The 17,875-nt window shown below is 55.2% G+C and carries 17 protein-coding genes; 10 read left to right on the top strand and 7 right to left on the bottom strand.

The genetic code is table 11. The annotated features are described in order from the left end of the window. Positions 1 to 274: 274 nt before the first annotated feature. Positions 275 to 730, top strand: a complete 456-nt coding sequence (locus tag FH603_RS13320; RefSeq protein WP_186738014.1) for an RrF2 family transcriptional regulator — start codon at positions 275 to 277, stop codon at positions 728 to 730. A 34-nt stretch (positions 731 to 764) separates the two neighbouring features. Here the strand turns inward: FH603_RS13320 and FH603_RS13315 are convergent, their stop codons facing one another. Next, entirely contained in the window at positions 765 to 1,790 is a 1,026-nt protein-coding gene (locus FH603_RS13315; protein WP_317171288.1) for an N-acetylmuramoyl-L-alanine amidase family protein, read from the bottom strand. Positions 1,791 to 2,165: 375 nt separating this feature from the next. Here FH603_RS13315 and FH603_RS13310 point away from each other — a divergent pair, with 375 nt between their 5' ends. After that, positions 2,166 to 2,537: a VOC family protein gene (locus FH603_RS13310; protein WP_186738013.1), complete on the top strand. Its 372-nt coding sequence runs from the start codon at positions 2,166 to 2,168 to the stop codon at positions 2,535 to 2,537. Between the two features lie 30 nt (positions 2,538 to 2,567). On the opposite strand, the gene FH603_RS13305 is transcribed toward FH603_RS13310, so the two are convergent. Beyond that, positions 2,568 to 2,969 (bottom strand): OsmC family protein, encoded by a 402-nt coding sequence (locus FH603_RS13305; protein WP_186738012.1) that lies wholly within the window; start codon positions 2,967 to 2,969, stop codon positions 2,568 to 2,570. Between the two features lie 312 nt (positions 2,970 to 3,281). Here FH603_RS13305 and FH603_RS13300 point away from each other — a divergent pair, with 312 nt between their 5' ends. From FH603_RS13300 to FH603_RS13275, 6 genes are all read left to right on the top strand, one after another. Next, positions 3,282 to 4,394, top strand: a complete 1,113-nt coding sequence (locus tag FH603_RS13300; RefSeq protein WP_186738011.1) for a carboxylate-amine ligase — start codon at positions 3,282 to 3,284, stop codon at positions 4,392 to 4,394. Positions 4,395 to 4,430: 36 nt separating this feature from the next. Then, the gene (locus tag FH603_RS13295) at positions 4,431 to 5,042 is read left to right on the top strand and encodes a hypothetical protein (RefSeq protein ID WP_186738010.1); all 612 of its coding nucleotides are present in this window, start codon (positions 4,431 to 4,433) and stop codon (positions 5,040 to 5,042) included. Between the two features lie 189 nt (positions 5,043 to 5,231). Further along, positions 5,232 to 6,626, top strand: coding sequence for a Gfo/Idh/MocA family protein (locus tag FH603_RS13290; RefSeq protein WP_186738043.1), 1,395 nt, complete (start codon positions 5,232 to 5,234; stop codon positions 6,624 to 6,626). Positions 6,627 to 6,725: 99 nt separating this feature from the next. Beyond that, the gene (locus FH603_RS13285; RefSeq protein WP_186738009.1) at positions 6,726 to 6,983 is read left to right on the top strand and encodes a DUF6582 domain-containing protein; all 258 of its coding nucleotides are present in this window, start codon (positions 6,726 to 6,728) and stop codon (positions 6,981 to 6,983) included. 361 nt (positions 6,984 to 7,344) lie between these two features. Further along, a complete protein-coding gene (locus FH603_RS29255) occupies positions 7,345 to 7,578 on the top strand; it encodes a cysteine-rich CWC family protein (protein WP_394366399.1) in 234 nt (77 codons plus the stop codon). Next, complete coding sequence (locus FH603_RS13275) at positions 7,571 to 8,086, top strand: PAS domain-containing protein (RefSeq protein WP_186738007.1); 516 nt, start codon at positions 7,571 to 7,573, stop codon at positions 8,084 to 8,086. The genes FH603_RS29255 and FH603_RS13275 overlap by 8 nt, the downstream gene beginning before the upstream one ends. Before the next feature lie 255 nt (positions 8,087 to 8,341). Here the strand turns inward: FH603_RS13275 and ggt are convergent, their stop codons facing one another. The 3 genes from ggt to FH603_RS13260 are packed head-to-tail and all read right to left on the bottom strand — an operon-like array spanning position 8,342 to position 12,398. Beyond that, positions 8,342 to 10,084: a gamma-glutamyltransferase gene (gene ggt, locus FH603_RS13270; RefSeq protein WP_186738006.1), complete on the bottom strand. Its 1,743-nt coding sequence runs from the start codon at positions 10,082 to 10,084 to the stop codon at positions 8,342 to 8,344. Positions 10,085 to 10,100: 16 nt separating this feature from the next. Next, positions 10,101 to 11,819, bottom strand: a complete 1,719-nt coding sequence (locus tag FH603_RS13265) for a GMC oxidoreductase (protein ID WP_186738005.1) — start codon at positions 11,817 to 11,819, stop codon at positions 10,101 to 10,103. A 39-nt stretch (positions 11,820 to 11,858) separates the two neighbouring features. Then, positions 11,859 to 12,398 (bottom strand): gluconate 2-dehydrogenase subunit 3 family protein, encoded by a 540-nt coding sequence (locus tag FH603_RS13260; protein ID WP_186738004.1) that lies wholly within the window; start codon positions 12,396 to 12,398, stop codon positions 11,859 to 11,861. A 467-nt stretch (positions 12,399 to 12,865) separates the two neighbouring features. Here FH603_RS13260 and FH603_RS13255 point away from each other — a divergent pair, with 467 nt between their 5' ends. Together FH603_RS13255 and FH603_RS13250 are read left to right on the top strand one after the other, a co-directional pair. Then, positions 12,866 to 14,254 carry a glycoside hydrolase family 140 protein gene (locus FH603_RS13255; RefSeq protein WP_186738003.1) on the top strand — a complete coding sequence of 463 codons (1,389 nt, stop codon included), beginning with the start codon at positions 12,866 to 12,868 and terminating at the stop codon, positions 14,252 to 14,254. A gap of 78 nt (positions 14,255 to 14,332) precedes the next feature. Next, positions 14,333 to 14,572: a hypothetical protein gene (locus FH603_RS13250; RefSeq protein ID WP_186738002.1), complete on the top strand. Its 240-nt coding sequence runs from the start codon at positions 14,333 to 14,335 to the stop codon at positions 14,570 to 14,572. A 27-nt stretch (positions 14,573 to 14,599) separates the two neighbouring features. Here the strand turns inward: FH603_RS13250 and FH603_RS13245 are convergent, their stop codons facing one another. Continuing rightward, complete coding sequence (locus FH603_RS13245) at positions 14,600 to 16,003, bottom strand: chloride channel protein (protein WP_186738001.1); 1,404 nt, start codon at positions 16,001 to 16,003, stop codon at positions 14,600 to 14,602. Between the two features lie 274 nt (positions 16,004 to 16,277). Further along, positions 16,278 to 17,609, bottom strand: a complete 1,332-nt coding sequence (gene xylA, locus FH603_RS13240) for a xylose isomerase (RefSeq protein WP_186738000.1) — start codon at positions 17,607 to 17,609, stop codon at positions 16,278 to 16,280. Between the last annotated feature and the right edge of the window lie 266 nt (positions 17,610 to 17,875).

The raw sequence follows: 17,875 nt of genomic DNA, 5'->3' as shown, positions 1-17,875 counted from the left end.
CGCCGATGTTGATTACTGGTTAATTGGATGGTACGGTAGATTTTCTGCTTGATTCGATTAGTCCGTATACTCCTGCGTGTAGATAGACTATAAGTAGTTATAGTCTATTGATTAAGTAGGTTTTGCAAATAAAGTGCATATTTGCATTCGCTTCCAAATTTTCGGGGCAAATAGGGGGTGATTCACCCGATTTTCTTAAAAGATTCTGGATAAGCCTACTCAGGTCAAACCAGGCCAAAATGTCCATTCACTTATAGATAAACCAAAAGCGGCAATGATCTCTAAAAAAGCGAAGTATGCCTTCAAGGCCCTGCGACGGTTGGCGCACTATTATGGGAAAGGGCCCGTGATGATTGCTACGCTCTCGGATGAGGAGCGTATTCCAAAGAAATTCCTCGAATCCATATTGCTGGATTTGCGTAACCATGGCATTTTGCAGAGCCAGAAGGGGAAAGGAGGAGGATACCTGTTGCGGGTCGATCCGGAACGGATAAATCTGGCCCAGATTCTGCGGGTAATCGACGGCCCCATTGCCCCGACCCCCTGCGTATCCAAAAACTTTTATGTTCGCTGCGACGACTGCGACGATGAAGAGACCTGTCTTATCCGTCCGATCATGGTACGGGTACGGGATGCGAACCTGGCCGTCTACGAAAACATAAGTTTACAGGACTTTGCCAGCAGTGATCTGACGCGCCAGGCCATCCTGGACGGTCCTGTTTCTTCGTGAGCACGCAACGGGGCATGAACACGAATGCGATGGCCTATTGACGCTTATGATCGGCCACCATACCCTGACAGAGCCAGGTAGCAAGGGCCTGCCGGTTTTGGGCCAGCAGAAACCGGCGCTGGTCCATCTTGTTCTGAATATTACCCAACTCGATAAATACCGTTGGTGCCTGACTGTTTCGGATAACGAACAAACTGCCCCGGCTGCTCACCCGCCCCAGGTAGGGCCGCGAGGGCCGGTGGCGTCTGTAATTGGCTAAAAATCCACGGTGAATATGCCGGGCCAGCCGTTGACCAGCCGCGCTTGCCGGGTGGTGGTAAAAGAAAACATCGATCGTTTCGCCTTTGCTCCGGCTGTCGACATGAATCGTGATAAAGCGCTGATACCGGCCTTTGTTGCGGGCAAACAGCTGGTTCACGGCGTTGGTGGTCTGGCGCAGGCGGGCGGTCTGGTTGCGGGGAATGGCTTGTTTCGGATAAGCCACTTCATCATAATCGATGGGCAGCACGGCCCCGTCCCGGATGCCGTCATTGCGGTCCTGAACGATCATGTACACGGTGGCTCCGTGCTGTAGTAACGTCCGGGCCAGACGTACTGTAACGTCATAGGCATACTCATCTTCGGGTAGCCGGTGAACCCCAAAGCGACCAATAGCCCCCGGGTCGGGCCCGCCATGACCCGATGCCAGGTAGAAAACGGCCCCGCTCAACTGCTTATCCAGCACGGCCACGCGGGCATAGCGGCTACCCAGCAGGGGCTCGTTCCTGACCATTGCCCTCCCGCTGCCGAGCGGAAGGCGCGGACTGGTACGGCTTTTCCTGACAACGGTTCGTTTGGGTGCTGCTTTGGCCCGACGACTGACGGGTTTTCGGCCAATTGCTTGCCGACGAACGACGGGTCGCCTGCGAACGACACGAGACCTTGCCTGCGCCTTCTTTTTGGCCGAAACGCGGGCTTGTTGCTTTGACTGACTGAGCAGGGAGGATGGCTCAACGGTGGGGAAACCAGCGATGGTGGTAAACAGGCTGGTGAGAAAAACGAAAAGAAAGACTAACTGCACTTTATTGATTTACGGGTTATTCGATTCACTGTACGACGGGCAACAGGGGCCGGGGTCAGCCAGGACCATCGTTTCCAGTTCAATATATTTCCTTGCTGCATCCGTCCAGCGACTGCCCGAACTCATTGGAAATTATAGGGCAAAACCGACTCTGGTCAGCGTAGCGTGCCGTCGTCTGGTTAGGCACTAACGCCCAAAGATCGTGGAAACGGTACACGACTCCGCCGAATTTCCAGGAATATGAGCGTACAACCCGATCGTGTCCCGAAAAGCGCGCAGGGGCGGGGCCACAATGTTGGTTTACCGGTTTATCCCGCAGGAATAAAAGCCGCCGACATCGGCTGCTTTTAGCCGACCAGGGGTTTATTTAGCACCATGATTCATTTCAAACGGTTAGACCACATCCTGATGTCAATTCCTGAGGGGCAAACCGCCGAGGCCCGGGCTTTTTACAGCCAGGTGCTCGGTTTGAGCGAAATTGCAGGCTACCATCCGGGTGGGGCTATCTGGTTTCAGATCGCCGATATTCAGTTGCACCTCCGCGAAGAAGCGGGCGGGAATCTGTCGGCCCGGCATCCTGCGTTTGAAGTCGCCGACCTCGACCAGGCCCGTCAGCGCTTGACGGAGCTTGGTGTCGCTATCACCTTTTCATCGGATATAGACGGGCGACAGCGGTTCTTTATCCGTGACCCATTTGGTAACCGAATCGAATTTCTGCAATACGATGAGGCTAAAACGCCGGTCTGATTTTGGCCAGTTGACCGGCTTACCGTCAGATCAGGCATTGATCAGCGTAATGCGGACGCCTTTTCTGAGTGTATTGTGCACCTCGGCAACGGTATCGGTATAGCGGATCAACGCGTCGATGGCATCGGGCGGGGCATCGGAAACTACGGTGGCTTTGTACTGAAAATTCGTACCCGCTTCGCCCACCACGCCAAATTCGCCGGTACACACTACTTTAACTTCCGAAACGGCAATGTTTCGCAGGGCGGCTTCCCGGTAAATATCGTTGCAGAAGCAGGTAGCAACGGAAAGCAGCAGGACTTCTGCGCCATTTACGGCCGATCCGTAGCCCGTGGGTTTGGCCGAAAGCTGGACTACTTTGATGTCGCCGTCGGTTTCTACAACGACCTCGTGATTTTCAAACCTGTTTTTGACGGTAGCCGATATGTCCATGCCAGTCAGGGGTTTTGATGGTGTATGTTGACATTTATCTGGGAGTTGGGTAGCGAACAAGGGGCTTATAAAACTACCACTCTTTGCCAGAATCGACAAGGATATGTGAGCGACTGGAATGCATCCCATTCCCGCTGACGTTTAGCTCAGGGCGTAAACCGGAACAGGAACAGGCATTACTTTTTTTATTCCTCCCTAGAACAACCGGAGCCGAACGAGTTTATCCTACATAGTCTCAGCCGCCGGGACTGTTTTTTGCCCGATCAACACCTGTGGGGCCTACTTTTTACCAATAACCGACACATAAAGCGCATGTCTACGAACGGCGACGATTTTACAATTGGGGTAGAAGAAGAATACCAGATCATTCACCCCGATACGCGGGAGTTGCGCTCTCGGGTGCAGGCCATCCTGCCCCAGGCAAAAGCTGTTCTCGGCGATCAGGTTACGCCCGAACTGTACCGGTCCCAAATTGAAATCGGCACATCGATCTGCCAGACCATTACCCAGGTACGCGAGCAGTTGGTACACTTGCGTCGTGAGGTGATCCTTGCCGCCGAAAAAGAGGGCAGCCGTATTGCAGCGAGCGGTACCCACCCGTTTTCGCATTGGAACGAACAGAAGCTGACCGTCAGAAAGCGCTATGCCGATATTGCAACGAGCTATCAGCAGCTGGCCCGTGAGCAGCTTATCTTCGGATGCCACGTGCATGTTGGTATCGCTAACCGGGAACTGGCCATACAGGTCATGAACCGGTCGAGGCCATGGCTCGCGTCGCTGCTGGCGCTCTCGGCAAACTCGCCCTTCTGGCTGGGTGTCGACACGGGGTATGCCAGCTACCGTACGCAGGTATGGGGGCGCTGGCCCACTGCGGGGGTTCCCCAGGTGTTCGGTTCCCTGGCGGAATACGAGGACGTTGTCAATCAGCTGGTGGCCACCGGGATTATCGACGATGCCTCCAAACTGTATTGGGACATGCGTCCGTCGACCCATTATAATACGCTCGAATACCGGGTGACGGACGTTTGCCTGACAGTAGACGAAGCCGTACTAGTAGCCGGATTGATTCGGGCGCTGGCAAAAACATGTGCCATGCAGGCGGAGCAGTTTGTCCCTGTTGCTCCCATCCGATCCGAAGTACTGCGTGCTGCTCACTGGCAGGCGTCCCGTTTCGGACTTGACGGGCAACTGATCGATACAACAGAAGGCCGGGCGGTTCCGGCGGGGACCCTGATCAATAAACTACTGACCTTCGTTCGGCCAGCGCTGGAAGAGTTTGGTGAATGGTACGAGATTTCCGGGCTGGTCAAGGCCGTACTGAAGAACGGCACCGGAGCCGCCCGCCAACGGGAGGCCTTTGCCAAACAGGAAAGTCTGGAGGACGTTGTCGATTTGCTGGTCGCCGAAACGGCCAAAAGTAACTGAACACCTGCCTGCATCACCCCAGCCCTGAGCAACATTATGCGTACCCGATTGGTTGTGCTGTCCCTGTTACTGACATCAGGCTCATTCCTGTTTGTCCGTTGCAGCGAAAAGAAAAAGACTACCCGCCCCGCTTCAGTAGATACGGCCCTGGCGCAAGCGCTTGAGCCCCCGGTCGGGATACCTGAGGGAACCGGTACCGGCTCGAATGATATGAGCCGAACAACCGGGGTGAAGGGCTGGCGGTATGAAAAAACGAAGGATAAGGCCGGGGCTCCTGTCTTCAAAGCGTCTATAAATGGGACTAATCTGCTTCAGTTCGACTATCCGTATGCGGGTGGCTCAACGGCCACGCTGACCATTCGGCAGGGGACAGGCGAGCCTCAGGTTTATATCGACGTAACGAAAGGTCAATTCAACCGAAGTTTTCAGGAAGGGAAGGCCCGTATTCAGGCCGACGCCAACCCGCCGGTCACCTACACGCTCTCGGCGGCTGCGAACGGGCGGGCCAATATCATCTTTATCGATGGTGCCGGGCGATTAATCCGGCAGCTGAAAACGGCCCGCAGCCTGCAGGTTCAGATTCAGTTTGCCGGGCAGCCCACCCGGTCAATCGAGTTCAGCACGAGCGGTTTACAATGGAAGCGGTAACAGACGCGCTTTCCCATGAAAATAAGCGAAATACGGGATCTGCCCGACAGGACGGGGCTGTTTGGACCAACGCGTCAATGGGTCACTGGCTGGATTTTTAGCGATACTGACCCGCTGCTCAGGAAACAAAGGTTAAAAAGCAGTTAAGCAGAGGTATCAATCAGCAAACGGATGTTTTCACTCAACGAAATGGAGGACGATCGGCCAGCACAACCTGGATCGTCGGCGGACGTAATGAGCCGCAAAGGGTTTTTGCAGGCAGCCAGCCGGGTTGTAGCGGTGGGCGTCGCGGGCGGAATCGTGGCTTCATGTCAGTCGGGCGGACAAACGCCGTCCTACCCGGTTCCTACCAGCAGCACCTACAATGGAGCAGGTGGTCAGCAGATACCAACGTCTCCGCCTTATTCTCCGCCTGCCAACGTGCCTGATGCCGCCGACAAACCCATCGAACTCGAAGCCTGGAAGTCCGACGCCGATCGTAAATCGGCCCCGGTGCCATCCCCCCTGCCCGATGAGGAGCGTGTGGGTTATGCCCTGGTTGGATTAGGGCACCTGACACTAGAGGAACTTCTGCCCGCATTCGGAAACTGCAAAAAATCAAAACCGGTAGCGCTCGTCAGTGGTAGTCCGGAAAAGCTGCACAAGGTGGCCAGGCAGTACGGCATCAAACCGGCCAGCTGCTACAGTTACGCCGACTACGACAAGTTAAAAGACAATCCGGAGGTACAGGTGATCTACATCGTGTTGCCCAACTCCATGCACGCCGAATTCACCATCCGGGGTGCCCAGGCGGGCAAGCATATTCTGTGTGAGAAACCTATGGCCAACTCATCCGCCGAATGCCAGGCCATGATCGATGCCTGTAAAAAAGCCAATCGGAAGTTGATGGTCGCCTACCGGATTCAATACGAGCCCTACAACCGGTACGTGCGCGAACAGCTACAGAAAAATGAATATGGTAAACCCAAGTTCGTCGATGCCTTCAATTGCCAGTCGTCGGCAAATCCCAAACACTGGCGGCATATCAAGGCCCTGGCCGGGGGCGGGGCACTGCCGGATATTGGTCTGTACTGTTTGAACACCACCCGCTTCATTCTGGGAGAGGAGCCAACCGAGGTGTTTGCCTACACCCACAGCGACCCGGATAATCCACTTTTTAAGGAAGTTGAGGAAGTGTGTTCGTGGCAGATGAAGTTTCCCAGCGGTCTGATTGCCAACTGCGCCACCCATTACAACGTACATGATTCCCGTCAGTACCGGGTCATGACCGAGCGGGGTTGGTATGAGCTGGAAAATGCCTATGCCTACACGGGTCAAAAGCTGACAACATCCCATGCCGACGGCCCTATTGTCCGGCAGGAAAATGTGAGCATTGCGCCAAAGAACCAGTTCACAGCCGAGATCGATTATTTTTCGACCTGCATTCTGGACGACATTGCGCCCTATTCCACCGGCGAAGAGGGGCTACAGGATCAACGGATCATGGAAGCCATCTACCAGTCGGCCCGTGAAGGAAAACCGGTCAAATTGCCCCGTATCGACAAAAAAGATGCCTTTCGTGGGCCGGAGCCTCAATTGCAGTGACCTCCCTCCCCAATGAGATTTGCTGTGTTGTTATAGCAGAAAACGGAGTTTCCAGCCTGGAAACACGTTCTGTTACACACATAACCAGTCTCAAACGCCATGAAAAAAGACCCAAAAATTCAGGAACGCGACGATGTTCGTCCAACGGAAGGGGAGCATAAATACGGTGATGTAGAATTTGCCGACCCAACCAACAAAAAGTATCCCATCGATACGCCGGAACATGTCCGCACGGCCTGGTCTTACATCAACCAGGAACGAAACGCCGATAAGTACGACGACAGCGAGGTGAAGATTATCAAAGAGCGCATAAAAAAGGCAGCTGAGAAACAGGGCGTCGCCATCGACGCCGATTGATGAGGTAAGCCTCGACGGGGCCGGGAAAGCCAATGGGATAGAATTCGCCATTGGCTCTCCCGTTTTTACGGGTCTGTAAATTCGCCCGGCGAAACTACGGTGGGGTCAGTACAGGAAGCGGATGTATAGGGTTTGCAAACAATGTGAATAAACGCGCTGTTCCGAAAATGATACCCACTGTACGTTGACGAACGATGCTGGTCTGAAACGTGAACTTCTCGCCGGTACAAATTGACCATCATTCCAGAAGTCAGCATGTTTGGTGCCGAGCCGAACAAAAATCCGGTTGCTGTTTCTGGCGAACGGAACTGTTCGGGAAGATGCCGTATTACAGTATTGGTTATCAGTCGTTAAAGCGCTAATGAACAAACATGCATCTGAAAGTTGTCCACGTTGCCAGACCCTTTTCGTCTGTAAGGTGAACTCGATCCGCTCCTGCGATTGCCAGCAGATTGAACTCACCCCCGATGAATTGCAGTATATTCGCGATTTGGCCAGGCTGGAGTACAATGACGGCTGCTTTTGCGTGACATGTCTTACTGCGTTGAAGGCACAGTCCCACGCCCACTTTTTAACTACAATTCGGGATGTTTGATCTTTCACCGGCTACCTGGTGCGACACATTTCTGTCGGTACGACCTATGGTCCTTACTAGTTTTGAATTTATGCCTCGCCCCGCCCAGCTACCGCTGGCGAGCCAGGTTGATCTGCGGCATGTGATGCGGCTGGCCCGGGAGAACGAATGGCAGTTTGACCGCCAACGGATCCAGTCTTTCCTTCGCAAACCGGAGCATGTGCTCTTGCTGACCGATGCCCAGCAACGGATTCAGTTTGTAAGTCATGGCTTTAGTACCATGACCGGCTATGCGCCCGAAGAAGCGTTGGGCCGGTCGCCGTCTTTTTTGCAGGGTACAGAAACCTCGCCCGAAACCCGGCAACGAATCAAGACTGACCTGATAAATAGTAGTCTGTTCGAAGGCGATCTGCTGAATTATCGCAAGAACGGCGAAACCTACTGGTGCCATGTAGAGATTCTGCCCCTTCGTAATCCGTTACAGGAAATTACGCATTATATGGCCTTTGAATGGGAAGTTGCCAACTGATGTAAAGCGAAGTAAGCTCCTGAAGCAGCCGATACGTGTCCCTGATGCGTCCTCATAAAACCGCTTTTGTAGAAACGGAGCGTGCTATTAGCATCCCCACGATAGCCGGGATGCTAATAGCAAGCTCCGTTTCATTTCGATATGATCCTGATTGACGTCAATGCACAGCAACCGTATCGGGGAGACGTATTTCTTCGAAAGGAATGTCGGGTGCTTCGGTATGCTGCCGACCGGTCCCGCCAGCGGTGTCGATCCTTAATAGCCCGCAGCCTGACCGTCTTTCCGCATCTCACTGGCACCCCAGTAGATCCGGTTGACGGGGTCCCACTGAATGGCCTGATAGCCACCAAAAAAGTCGGTTTCGGCCAGGTGGTGTCCCCGCCGTTCCAGCTCGGTTCGAACAGATGGCGCAATGCCACCTTCCAGCGCCAGTCGGCCACCATCTGTCATAAGCGTGCCCACCGGTTCGCTACTGCCGGAATGGCTGAAACGGGCGGCATCGCCCGCTTCCTGAACATTCATCCCAAAATCGATCAGGTTACAGAGCACCTGTACATGTCCCTGAGGTTGCATGGCACCGCCCATCACCCCAAAGCTCAGGAAGGGCTGACCATCTCGAGTAACAAAGCCGGGGATGATGGTATTGAACGGTCGTTTGCCGGGAGCGTACCGATTGGCATGGCCGGGCTGCATGGTAAAGCTTGTGCCCCGGTTATGGAACACGAATCCCAGCCCATCGGGTACCATGCCGCTGCCAAACTCCAGCATGTTGCTCTGGATGAGCGAGACCATGTTGCCCGCTTCGTCGGCTACGGTCAGGTAGACCGTATCGCCAGCGCGCAGGGCGGGGGCACCCGCATCCAGCCGCTCCGATGCTCTGTTCGAATCGATCAGTTTACGGCGATCGGTCGCGTATTGCTTGCTGAGCAGCCAGGTTACCGGCTCTTTGGCAAAGTCGGGATCAGCGTAGTAACGGGCGCGGTCTTCGAACGCCAGCTTTTTGGCTTCTACCAGCAAGTGAAGGTAGTCAACGCTGTTATGCCCCAGCTTTTTCAGGTCAAACCCTTCCAGGATGTTGAGCATCTGTAGTACGGCTATGCCCTGACCGTTGGGCGGAAGTTCATAAACGTCGTACCCCCGATAGTTGACCGAAACGGGCTCGATCCACGTGCTTTGATGAGTAGCCAGATCGGTCTTTCGCAGGTACAGACCCGCCCGGCGGGCATAGGCATCCATCGCATCGGCCAGCGCGCCCTTATAAAACGCATCCCGTCCACCCACGGCCAGCTTCTCGTACGTGTTGGCTAAGTCGGGGTTGCGGAACAGCTGTCCCTCGGTGGGTGGTTTATCGTCGATGAGAAACGTCCGGCGAAAATTGGCAAACTCGGAGATGTCGCTCTGGCTGGCTGCCAGCCGACGTGCGGCAACCTGCCAGGAGAAAGCAATGACTGGCGGTACCGGCACGCCTTCCCGGGCATACTGGATGCTGGGAGCCAGCAGCGTACGCATCGGCAGTTTACCAAAACGCTGGTGTAGCTGAAACCAGCCATCCACGGCACCCGGTACCGAGACCGATAGGGGACCGTATAATGGCAGTTGCGCCCGATTCCCCAATACGGTTTTCAGGGCTTCGTACGTCAGCCCTTTCGGCGAACGGCCGCTGGCGTTGAGGCCATACAGCTTATGGTCTTTGGCCGACCAGATGATGGCGAACAGATCGCCACCGATCCCCCCGTTGTTTGGTTCGACAACACCCAGGGCGGCATTGGCGGCAATGGCCGCATCGACCGCGCTGCCGCCTTTTTTCAGCACATCCAACCCAATCTGGGTGGCCAGCGGATGGCTGGTAGCCACCATGCCGTGCCGACCCAGAACGGGGCTGCGGCCAACGAAGTCAGCGCCCTGAATGCGGTCGCCTTTGCCCGTTTGCTGACCGAAGACGAGTGTCGTCAACAGGCTAAACCAGGTAATCAGGTAACCGGTATGGTAACCGTTCATAGCTCCATCGATTTGCCTACAGAAGCCCTTTCCGCAGTTCTTTCACGGCATGATCGGCCGCCCGGGCGGTGATGGCCATAAACGTCAGCGACGGGTTCTGGGTGGAGGTCGAGGTCATACAGGCACCATCGGTAACGAACACGTTCTTGCAGGCATGAAGCTGGTTCCACTTGTTGAGCAACGACGTCTTCGGGTCTTTACCCATCCGGACACCACCCATTTCGTGAATGTCGAGGCCCGGTGCTTTGTCGGGCTTATCGTGGGTCTGAATGTTTTTAAAGCCCGCCACAGTAAGCATTTCGCTCATCTGCTCGTGGAAGTCGACAATCATCTTCTCGTCGTTATCGTCATAAGCCACCGAAATTTTAAGCTGTGGGATACCCCAGGCATCGGTCAGGGCCGAATCCAGGGCCACGTAATTGCTTTCTTTGGGAATAGTTTCGCCCATCATGTGCGAACTCACGCGCCAGTTGCCGTATTTGGGCTGCATCAGGCTCGATTTCAAATCCTCGCCCATTGCCGACGTATCGACGCTGGTTGCGCGGCTGGACCCGAAACCTGCAGCGTAGCCGCGCAGAAAGTCGGTTTCCTGTTTGACAACGTTTCTGAATCGTGGGATGTAACTGCCGTTTGGGCGGATGCCTTCGGTGGTCGTATCCTGAAATCCTTCGTGCTCAGCCGAAATAGTGGTGCGGAAGTTGTGAAAAGCAACATATTTACCCAGCAGGCCATTGTCATTGCCAAGTCCGTTCTGAAACCGGTTCGATTTGGAATTCAGCAGAATCAGGTTGGTGTTGAGGCAGGCGGCATTGACGAAGATGATCTTGGCGTAATACTCCGTCATTTCCTTTGTATGGGCATCGACAACCCGAACGCCGGTAGCCTTCCCCAGCTTCTCGTCGAAAATAATGGAATGCACCACCGAGTCGGGTCGGAGGGACATCTTGCCCGTTTTGGCAGCCCAGGGCAGGGTTGATGCGTTGCTGCTGAAATAGCCACCGTAGGGGCATCCCCGCTGACAGATGGACCGGTTCTGGCACTGTGCACGGCCCTGCTGGTAGTGAATAGGTTGTGGCTTGGTCAGGTGCGCACAACGCCCGATGATGACCGGCCGGGTGCCGTTATACTGCTTCGCCATAGTGTCGGTGAAGTGTTTCTCCACGCAGGATTGCTCGTGTGGGGGCAGAAATTCGCCATCGGGTAGCGTGGCGATGCCGTCTTTGTTGCCCGATATTCCCGCAAATTTCTCGACGTAACTGTACCAGGGTGCCAGATCGGCATACCGGATGGGCCAGTCTACGGCAAACCCGTCGCGGGCGGGACCGTCGAAGTCATACTCCGACCACCGCTGCGTGCCCCGGGCCCACATCAACGATTTGCCCCCTACCTGATAGCCCCGAATCCAGTCGAAGGGTTTTTCCTGTACGTAGGGATGCTCGGCGTCCTTGATAAAAAAATGCGTGGCGTCTTCCCGATTGGCGTAGCACCGGCTGGCAACGGGGTTGGCATCCCGGTACTCTTTGGAAAGCTGGCCTAGGTGGGCAAACTCCCAGGGCTGCATCATCGTGGTCGGGTAATCGGTGATATGCTTTACATCCCGGCCACGCTCCAGCACGAGGGTTCGTAAGCCCTTGCCCGTCAACTCCTTGGCGGCCCAGCCGCCACTGATACCGGAACCAACAACGATAGCGTCGTAGGTGCGCTCTTTAACAGAATCTATATTGAGAAAAGACATGAGTACATCAATAAGGGAAAGGAAAAACAACGAACTACACTATTTGCCGCCCGTTACGGCCAGCTTGGCTACCGGCACGCAGCCGTGATAAAAACCGGGAGCCATATTGAACTTCTCGACATTGACCAGGTAAAATTCGGAGTTCATGTACCCCTGGATGGTCAGTCGTTTGATCAGGTCGACAAACGCTTTACCCGCCGAATCGGCCGATGCGCTCAGGCTGGTCAGGATAGCCATCCGTTCTGCCGCGTTACCACTGCCAAACGACTTGTTGATGGTTTGCCCGGCGGTTGCTTCCGTCAGGGCGAGTCCCTGTTGCAGGGTTGCCTGGGCGGTCTGGTCGTAGCAATCCCGGATCATCCGCATGGCGAATTGATGGATTTTAAGCGATTTCGCCCCCGGCGTGGTCGTTTCGGGAATAAATGTTTCTACGATTTCGCCCAATAGCGTTTCGTCGTCAGGCGCTAAGGTCGACACCGCCCCCAGCGAATCGGGCGACCAGCCAGTAGCCCAGGCAGGCAGGCTCACCAGGCCACCCACGGTCAGGGCCAGGTTTTTTAGTAGGGAACGTCTTTGCATAATAAGGTCAAACGATAATAAGGGTCGGAAGGTAAAAGCCGTTTCCGGTTGAGTGTTTTGACGGATGATCAGATCCCGAACCGGCTGTCATGTAAGCGCGAAATCCGGGGGCAGGCGGTGCGTCAGGCAAAAAATGGGTCGGCCGATCTACCATCAAAGGTAGTAGATACCCAAATAAATCGGTAGAGATAGAACTGCATTGTTTGCTGAAGCGGATACTATACAGGTCATTTGTTTGGCGCGGCCTGATTAATAACGAATGACAGGAACATCGTATTGTAGACAGGTATTCCGGGCCAACATCGATCGATAAGCGCTCTGACAACGCTTCCAGAAGAACGGTATCGACCCCGTGTTGCCTGGACGATCAGTAAACGGGGGTGTCCTGTTTTCTTTAGGCATTACTGGCAACCTGGTCCGGGGACGAACGAAAGCCGGGAACCAACATAAGCCCGTTTAGCCACCACATGAAAAAAATAGTCCTACTGGGAGCCCTCATGGCCCTGTGTCTGCTGGCACAGGCGCAATCTCCGGCAACACATGGCCCCGTGAAGGTGTCAGAAAACAAACGGTATCTGGTCCATCAGGACGGAACTCCGTTTTTCTGGCTGGGGGATACCGCCTGGGAGCTTTTCCATCGACTCAACCGGGAAGAGGCCGACAAATACCTCAAGCGCCGGGCCGAGCAGGGATTCACGGTGGTGCAGGCAGTAGTACTGGCTGAGTTCGACGGCCTGAAAGAGCCCAACCCCTATGGCGAAACGCCCCTGCTGAACAACGATCCCGCGAAACCCAACGAAGCCTACTTTGCCCATGTCGATTATATCATCGACAAAGCGGCTCAATACGGGATACAGATAGCGCTGTTGCCCACCTGGGGAGACAAAATATTTAAAAGCACCTGGGGTAACGGCCCGGAAATTTTCACACCGGCCAATGCCCGAACCTACGGCCGTTACCTGGGCAACCGGTACAAAACCCGTCAGAACCTGATCTGGATCATGGGCGGTGACCGAAACCCCCGCGAGGGCTCGACCGATCTGGCGATCTGGCGGGCTATGGCCGAAGGCGTACAGGAAGGCGTGGGCGGTCCTGACAAAGCGCTGATGTCGTTCCATCCCCAGCCGAATGGCACCGATGGGGGCGCGTCGAAGTGGTTCCATGACGATAGCTGGTTCGATTTCAACATGCACCAGAATGGCCATTGCCGGTTTACGCCCGTGTATGACAACATTGCTGCGGCCTACAACCGGCAGCCCACAAAACCGACGATGGACGCCGAGCCCATTTACGAAGACCATCCGGTTTGCTTTAATGTTAAGGATCTTGGCACGTCTAATGCGTTCGATGTTCGTCAGTATGCGTACCTGGACCTGTTTGCCGGCGCTTTCGGGCATACCTACGGCTGCCATGACATCTGGCAGATGTACAGTAGCAGCCGCCCCGCCGTGAACGGGCCACATCTGTTCTGGCCGGAAGCGATCGAACTGCCGGGGGCCAATCAAATGATGTTCGTCAAACGCCTGATGACCGCGCGTCCCCTGCTCGACCGGGTGCCGGATCAAACGATGATCGTTGAAAATAACCTCAACCCGGCCGACCGGATTCAGGCGACGCGGGGCCGTGATTATGCATTCGTCTATACGTCATCGGGACGGCCCTTTACGGTAAATCCCGGCAAAGTGGCGGGTAAGTCACTGGTGGCCAACTGGTTCGATCCGAGAACGGGTAAAACGAAGGCGGCCGGGACCTTCGACAACCAGCAGCCCCGGCAATTTACCCCACCCGACAGCGGGTATGGCCATGACTGGGTACTGGTGCTGGACGACGCGGCCAAAAAGTACCCCATGCCCTGATCGGCACCGGTATCGATTTCGGGTTTGACAAACGCTAACCAATTGGGTTTTGTACCTTGTGGTACTTTTCTGTTCGATATGAAGCTCACCTGGACATTTTACCCCAAAGGCCAACCCAGTATTACCCTCACCGTGCTCTATTTGCCAAAACTCGACCATGTTTCCGATGCGGGTTATCTGGAAGTTGGCACGAACATGGCCTACGTAAACTGGGCGGCTTTCCGGATCTTCGATTCGGGCGACCAGCCTTCCAAGAAAGCCCTCTTCGCGTCGCTTACCCGGGTCGACTACTTCAATCCGGTTACGTCTGCCGAATAGCAGCGCGCCCTGAACAATTGGGTTTGTTCACTCCCTGGTGGACAGGTTGGGGAGGGTTTTAGCCGGGCTGCCGGGCTGGCCCAGGGCTTCGGCCATGAACCCCGCCTTCAGGTGCTCATAAAAAGAGACCGGGTCTACCAGCGATGCGGCTCCCTGCGCTACCAGACCACCCAGCAGCAGCTGGAAAATAGCCGAATGCCGATCCGTCATTTCCAGCACCAGAATAGCCGCCGTAAACGGGGAGCGTACCACACCCGTCAGAAAACTAACCATACTGACCATGATCACGAGATTATGATCGGCCTGGGCTACGTTTGTCAGCCGCGCCAGCCCGTCGCCGAGGATAGCGCCGGCACTGAGCGAGGTGGCAAACACGCCCCCCGCCCCGCCACTGCTGTAGCTGAGCGCCATGCCCGCGTAGCGAACGGGAAACAGGTACCAGGGGGCCAGCTCGTCGGGCTGAAACAGGAGCCGGTTAATGATGGGTTTGCCCGTTCCTACCGCATCGGTTCCGACCCAATAGGCCAGCGCGGCCATAGCGATTCCGCAACCCGCCACCCAGCCCGCCTGTGTAGCTACCGTGGTGAACCGTCGGCGGTAGGCGTTGAGCCAGAGGAGGGTTCTGGCAAACAGGGCTCCGGCCAGTCCGCAAACCAGCGCCATCAGGACCACAACGCCCAAAAACCAGCCCGAGGAGGCCTTAATGACGGGGTATCCCAGGTACAGGTAGGGACCCAAAATTGCCTGAGCGGTCATGCCCGCAATGATGACAGCTGTAAAAACGGCTGTCCGAAAATGAGTGATGTGGGTTTGGGTCAGTTCTTCCACGACAAATACGATACCGCCCAGGGGGGTGTTGAAGGCCGCAGCCAGCCCTGCGGCTCCACCGGTAATAAGGGCAATCTGGCGGGATAGTTGCGGCCAGCCTGCGGGCTGAAGGCGGTTGACAGCCCGGAAGATGGCCGCCGAAATCTGAATGGTTGGCCCCTCCCGACCGATGACGCCCCCGCTGACAAGCAGCAGGGCACTACTCAATACCTTGACAAAAGCCACCCGCAAACTCAGCAGGTAAGCTGTTTTTCCGTGTTGTGTCGGGTTCGATAGTTCGATGCCTGCCATTACCTGCGGAATACCGCTACCTCTGGCTGCCGGGGCCAGTTTGTATACCAGTAGCCAGGACGCTAAAAAACCGATCGGTACCACTCCAAAGGCCAGCAACGGCTGCGCCTGTAACCAGGCAAAACTGGTCTTTTCTGCCCAGGCAAACAACGCTTCGTAACTTACCGCCATCAGGCCGGTGAGTATAGAGGCTACCCAGAACGGGAGACTTTGCAGGATTGTCCGGCGGACACGCTCGGTGTAGAGTTTTCGGATCAGGTGCTGGTCAAGCCAGGCGAGGACTCGTGCGTAGCGGGATGGTCTGTTAGTCATTCATGGTCAGCCTATTTCCACAAACAACGTCCGTCCAGTTCATCTGTTACAGGAAGCGTCGGATTCTAATCACATTATAAGTTTTGACTGAATCCCGGTTTTCCGGTTGCTGCGACCCTTGACCATCGGCACGGATCGGCAGGCCGCTGCCAGCCGGTTAATTCACCGTTCGCCACTATTCCGTATTAACCAGAACGCACTGGTGGGGCATAAAAAAGAGAAGGCCCATCCGGTATGCCGGACAGGCCTCTTCGTAGATTACCGGGCAGGAAACCTACATGTACTGATTGATGATGCTTTCCAGCCATTCCTGCTTCCCACTACGCATTTGGGGCTCCCCGTTTTGCATGGTGTAGGCGCGCAGGTCTTCCAGGGTTAGTTTACCCTGTTCAAAGTCTTTCCCCGCACCCTGGTCGAACGAGGCATAGCGCTCGTTTCGGAACTTCAGGTAATCCGACTCTTTCAGGATCCTGTCGGCCACGATGAACGACCGGGCAAAGGCATCCATACCGCTGATATGGGCAATGAACAGATCGTCGAAATCGGTTGAGTTCCGGCGCACCTTGGCGTCGAAATTGATTCCCCCCGGCTTGATTCCCCCCGCCTGCTGAATGACCAGCATGGCCTCGGTGAGTTCATAGAGATTGATGGGGAACTGGTCGGTGTCCCAGCCATTCTGGTTGTCGCCCCGGTTGGCGTCAATACTGCCCAGCATACCCGCATCGGCCGCTACCTGCAATTCATGATCGAAGGTATGTCCGGCCAGTGTCGCGTGGTTGACTTCGATGTTCAATTGGAAATCTTTGTCGAGGCCATACTGGCGGAGGAAGCCGATAACGGTGGCCGCATCGTAGTCGTACTGGTGTTTCGTTGGCTCCATCGGCTTGGGCTCGATGAAGAACGTGCCGGTGAATCCCTGCTTGCGGGCATAATCGCGCGCAATGGTCAGGAACTGAGCCAGGTGCTCCACTTCACGCTTCATGTTGGTATTCAGCAGCGACATGTAGCCTTCACGACCGCCCCAGAACACGTAGTTTTCGCCACCCAGCGCAATGGTTGCATCGAGTGCGTTTTTCACCTGTGTGCCGGCATAGGCCAACACCGAAAAGTCGGGATTGGTCGATGCGCCATTCATGTAGCGCGGGTTGGAGAAGGCATTGGCGGTGCCCCACAGTAATTTTACCCCGCTGGCCTGCTGTTTCTGCTTGGCGTACTCGACAATGGTTTGCAGGCGTTTCTCGTACTCACTGGCCGAGTCCCCTTCGTCGACCAGGTCGATATCGTGGAAACAGTAATAGGGAGCGTCAATTTTGGTGATGAACTCAAAGGCTGCGTCCATTTTTTCCTTCGCCCGTACGTTGGCATCGCTGCTCGAATCCCAGGGGAACACACGGGTGCCGGGTCCAAATGGGTCGCCCCCCGTGCCGGTGAACGAGTGCCAGTAGCTAATGGCAAACCGCATATGGTCGCGTAGCGATTTACCATTGATGATGAGTTCAGGATTGTACCATTTAAACGCTAAGGGGTTTTTCGACTGAATGCCTTCGTAAGCAATAGGGCCTATTCCGGTAAAGTATTCCTGGTCGCCCAATGTGATGTTTTTCATGCTATCTGGTTTTCTACTTGTTGATTAGAGTTTGCCGCTTTGCGTGACACGTCAGCCACCGGCATACGGCCTGAACCGATCAGGATTCGTAATGAGTGTAAAGTTGACACTTAAAAATTAAATGTCAATGCGACACCCATACTAATTTCAAATAACCTGGCAACGGGCAACGAATGGCGGCACCCGAAAACAGACGGCCCGGGCTGGTGCGATCCGGCAGAATGAAGAAATCTTTAAAAAAGAGAATCACAAAGATTGTATTGGCC

Origin of the sequence: Spirosoma utsteinense, assembly GCF_014282275.1 — a bacterium.
In the GTDB taxonomy this organism is placed as follows: Bacteria; Bacteroidota; Bacteroidia; order Cytophagales; family Spirosomataceae; genus Spirosoma; species Spirosoma utsteinense.
This window is presented reverse-complemented; position numbering and strand designations above follow the sequence as displayed.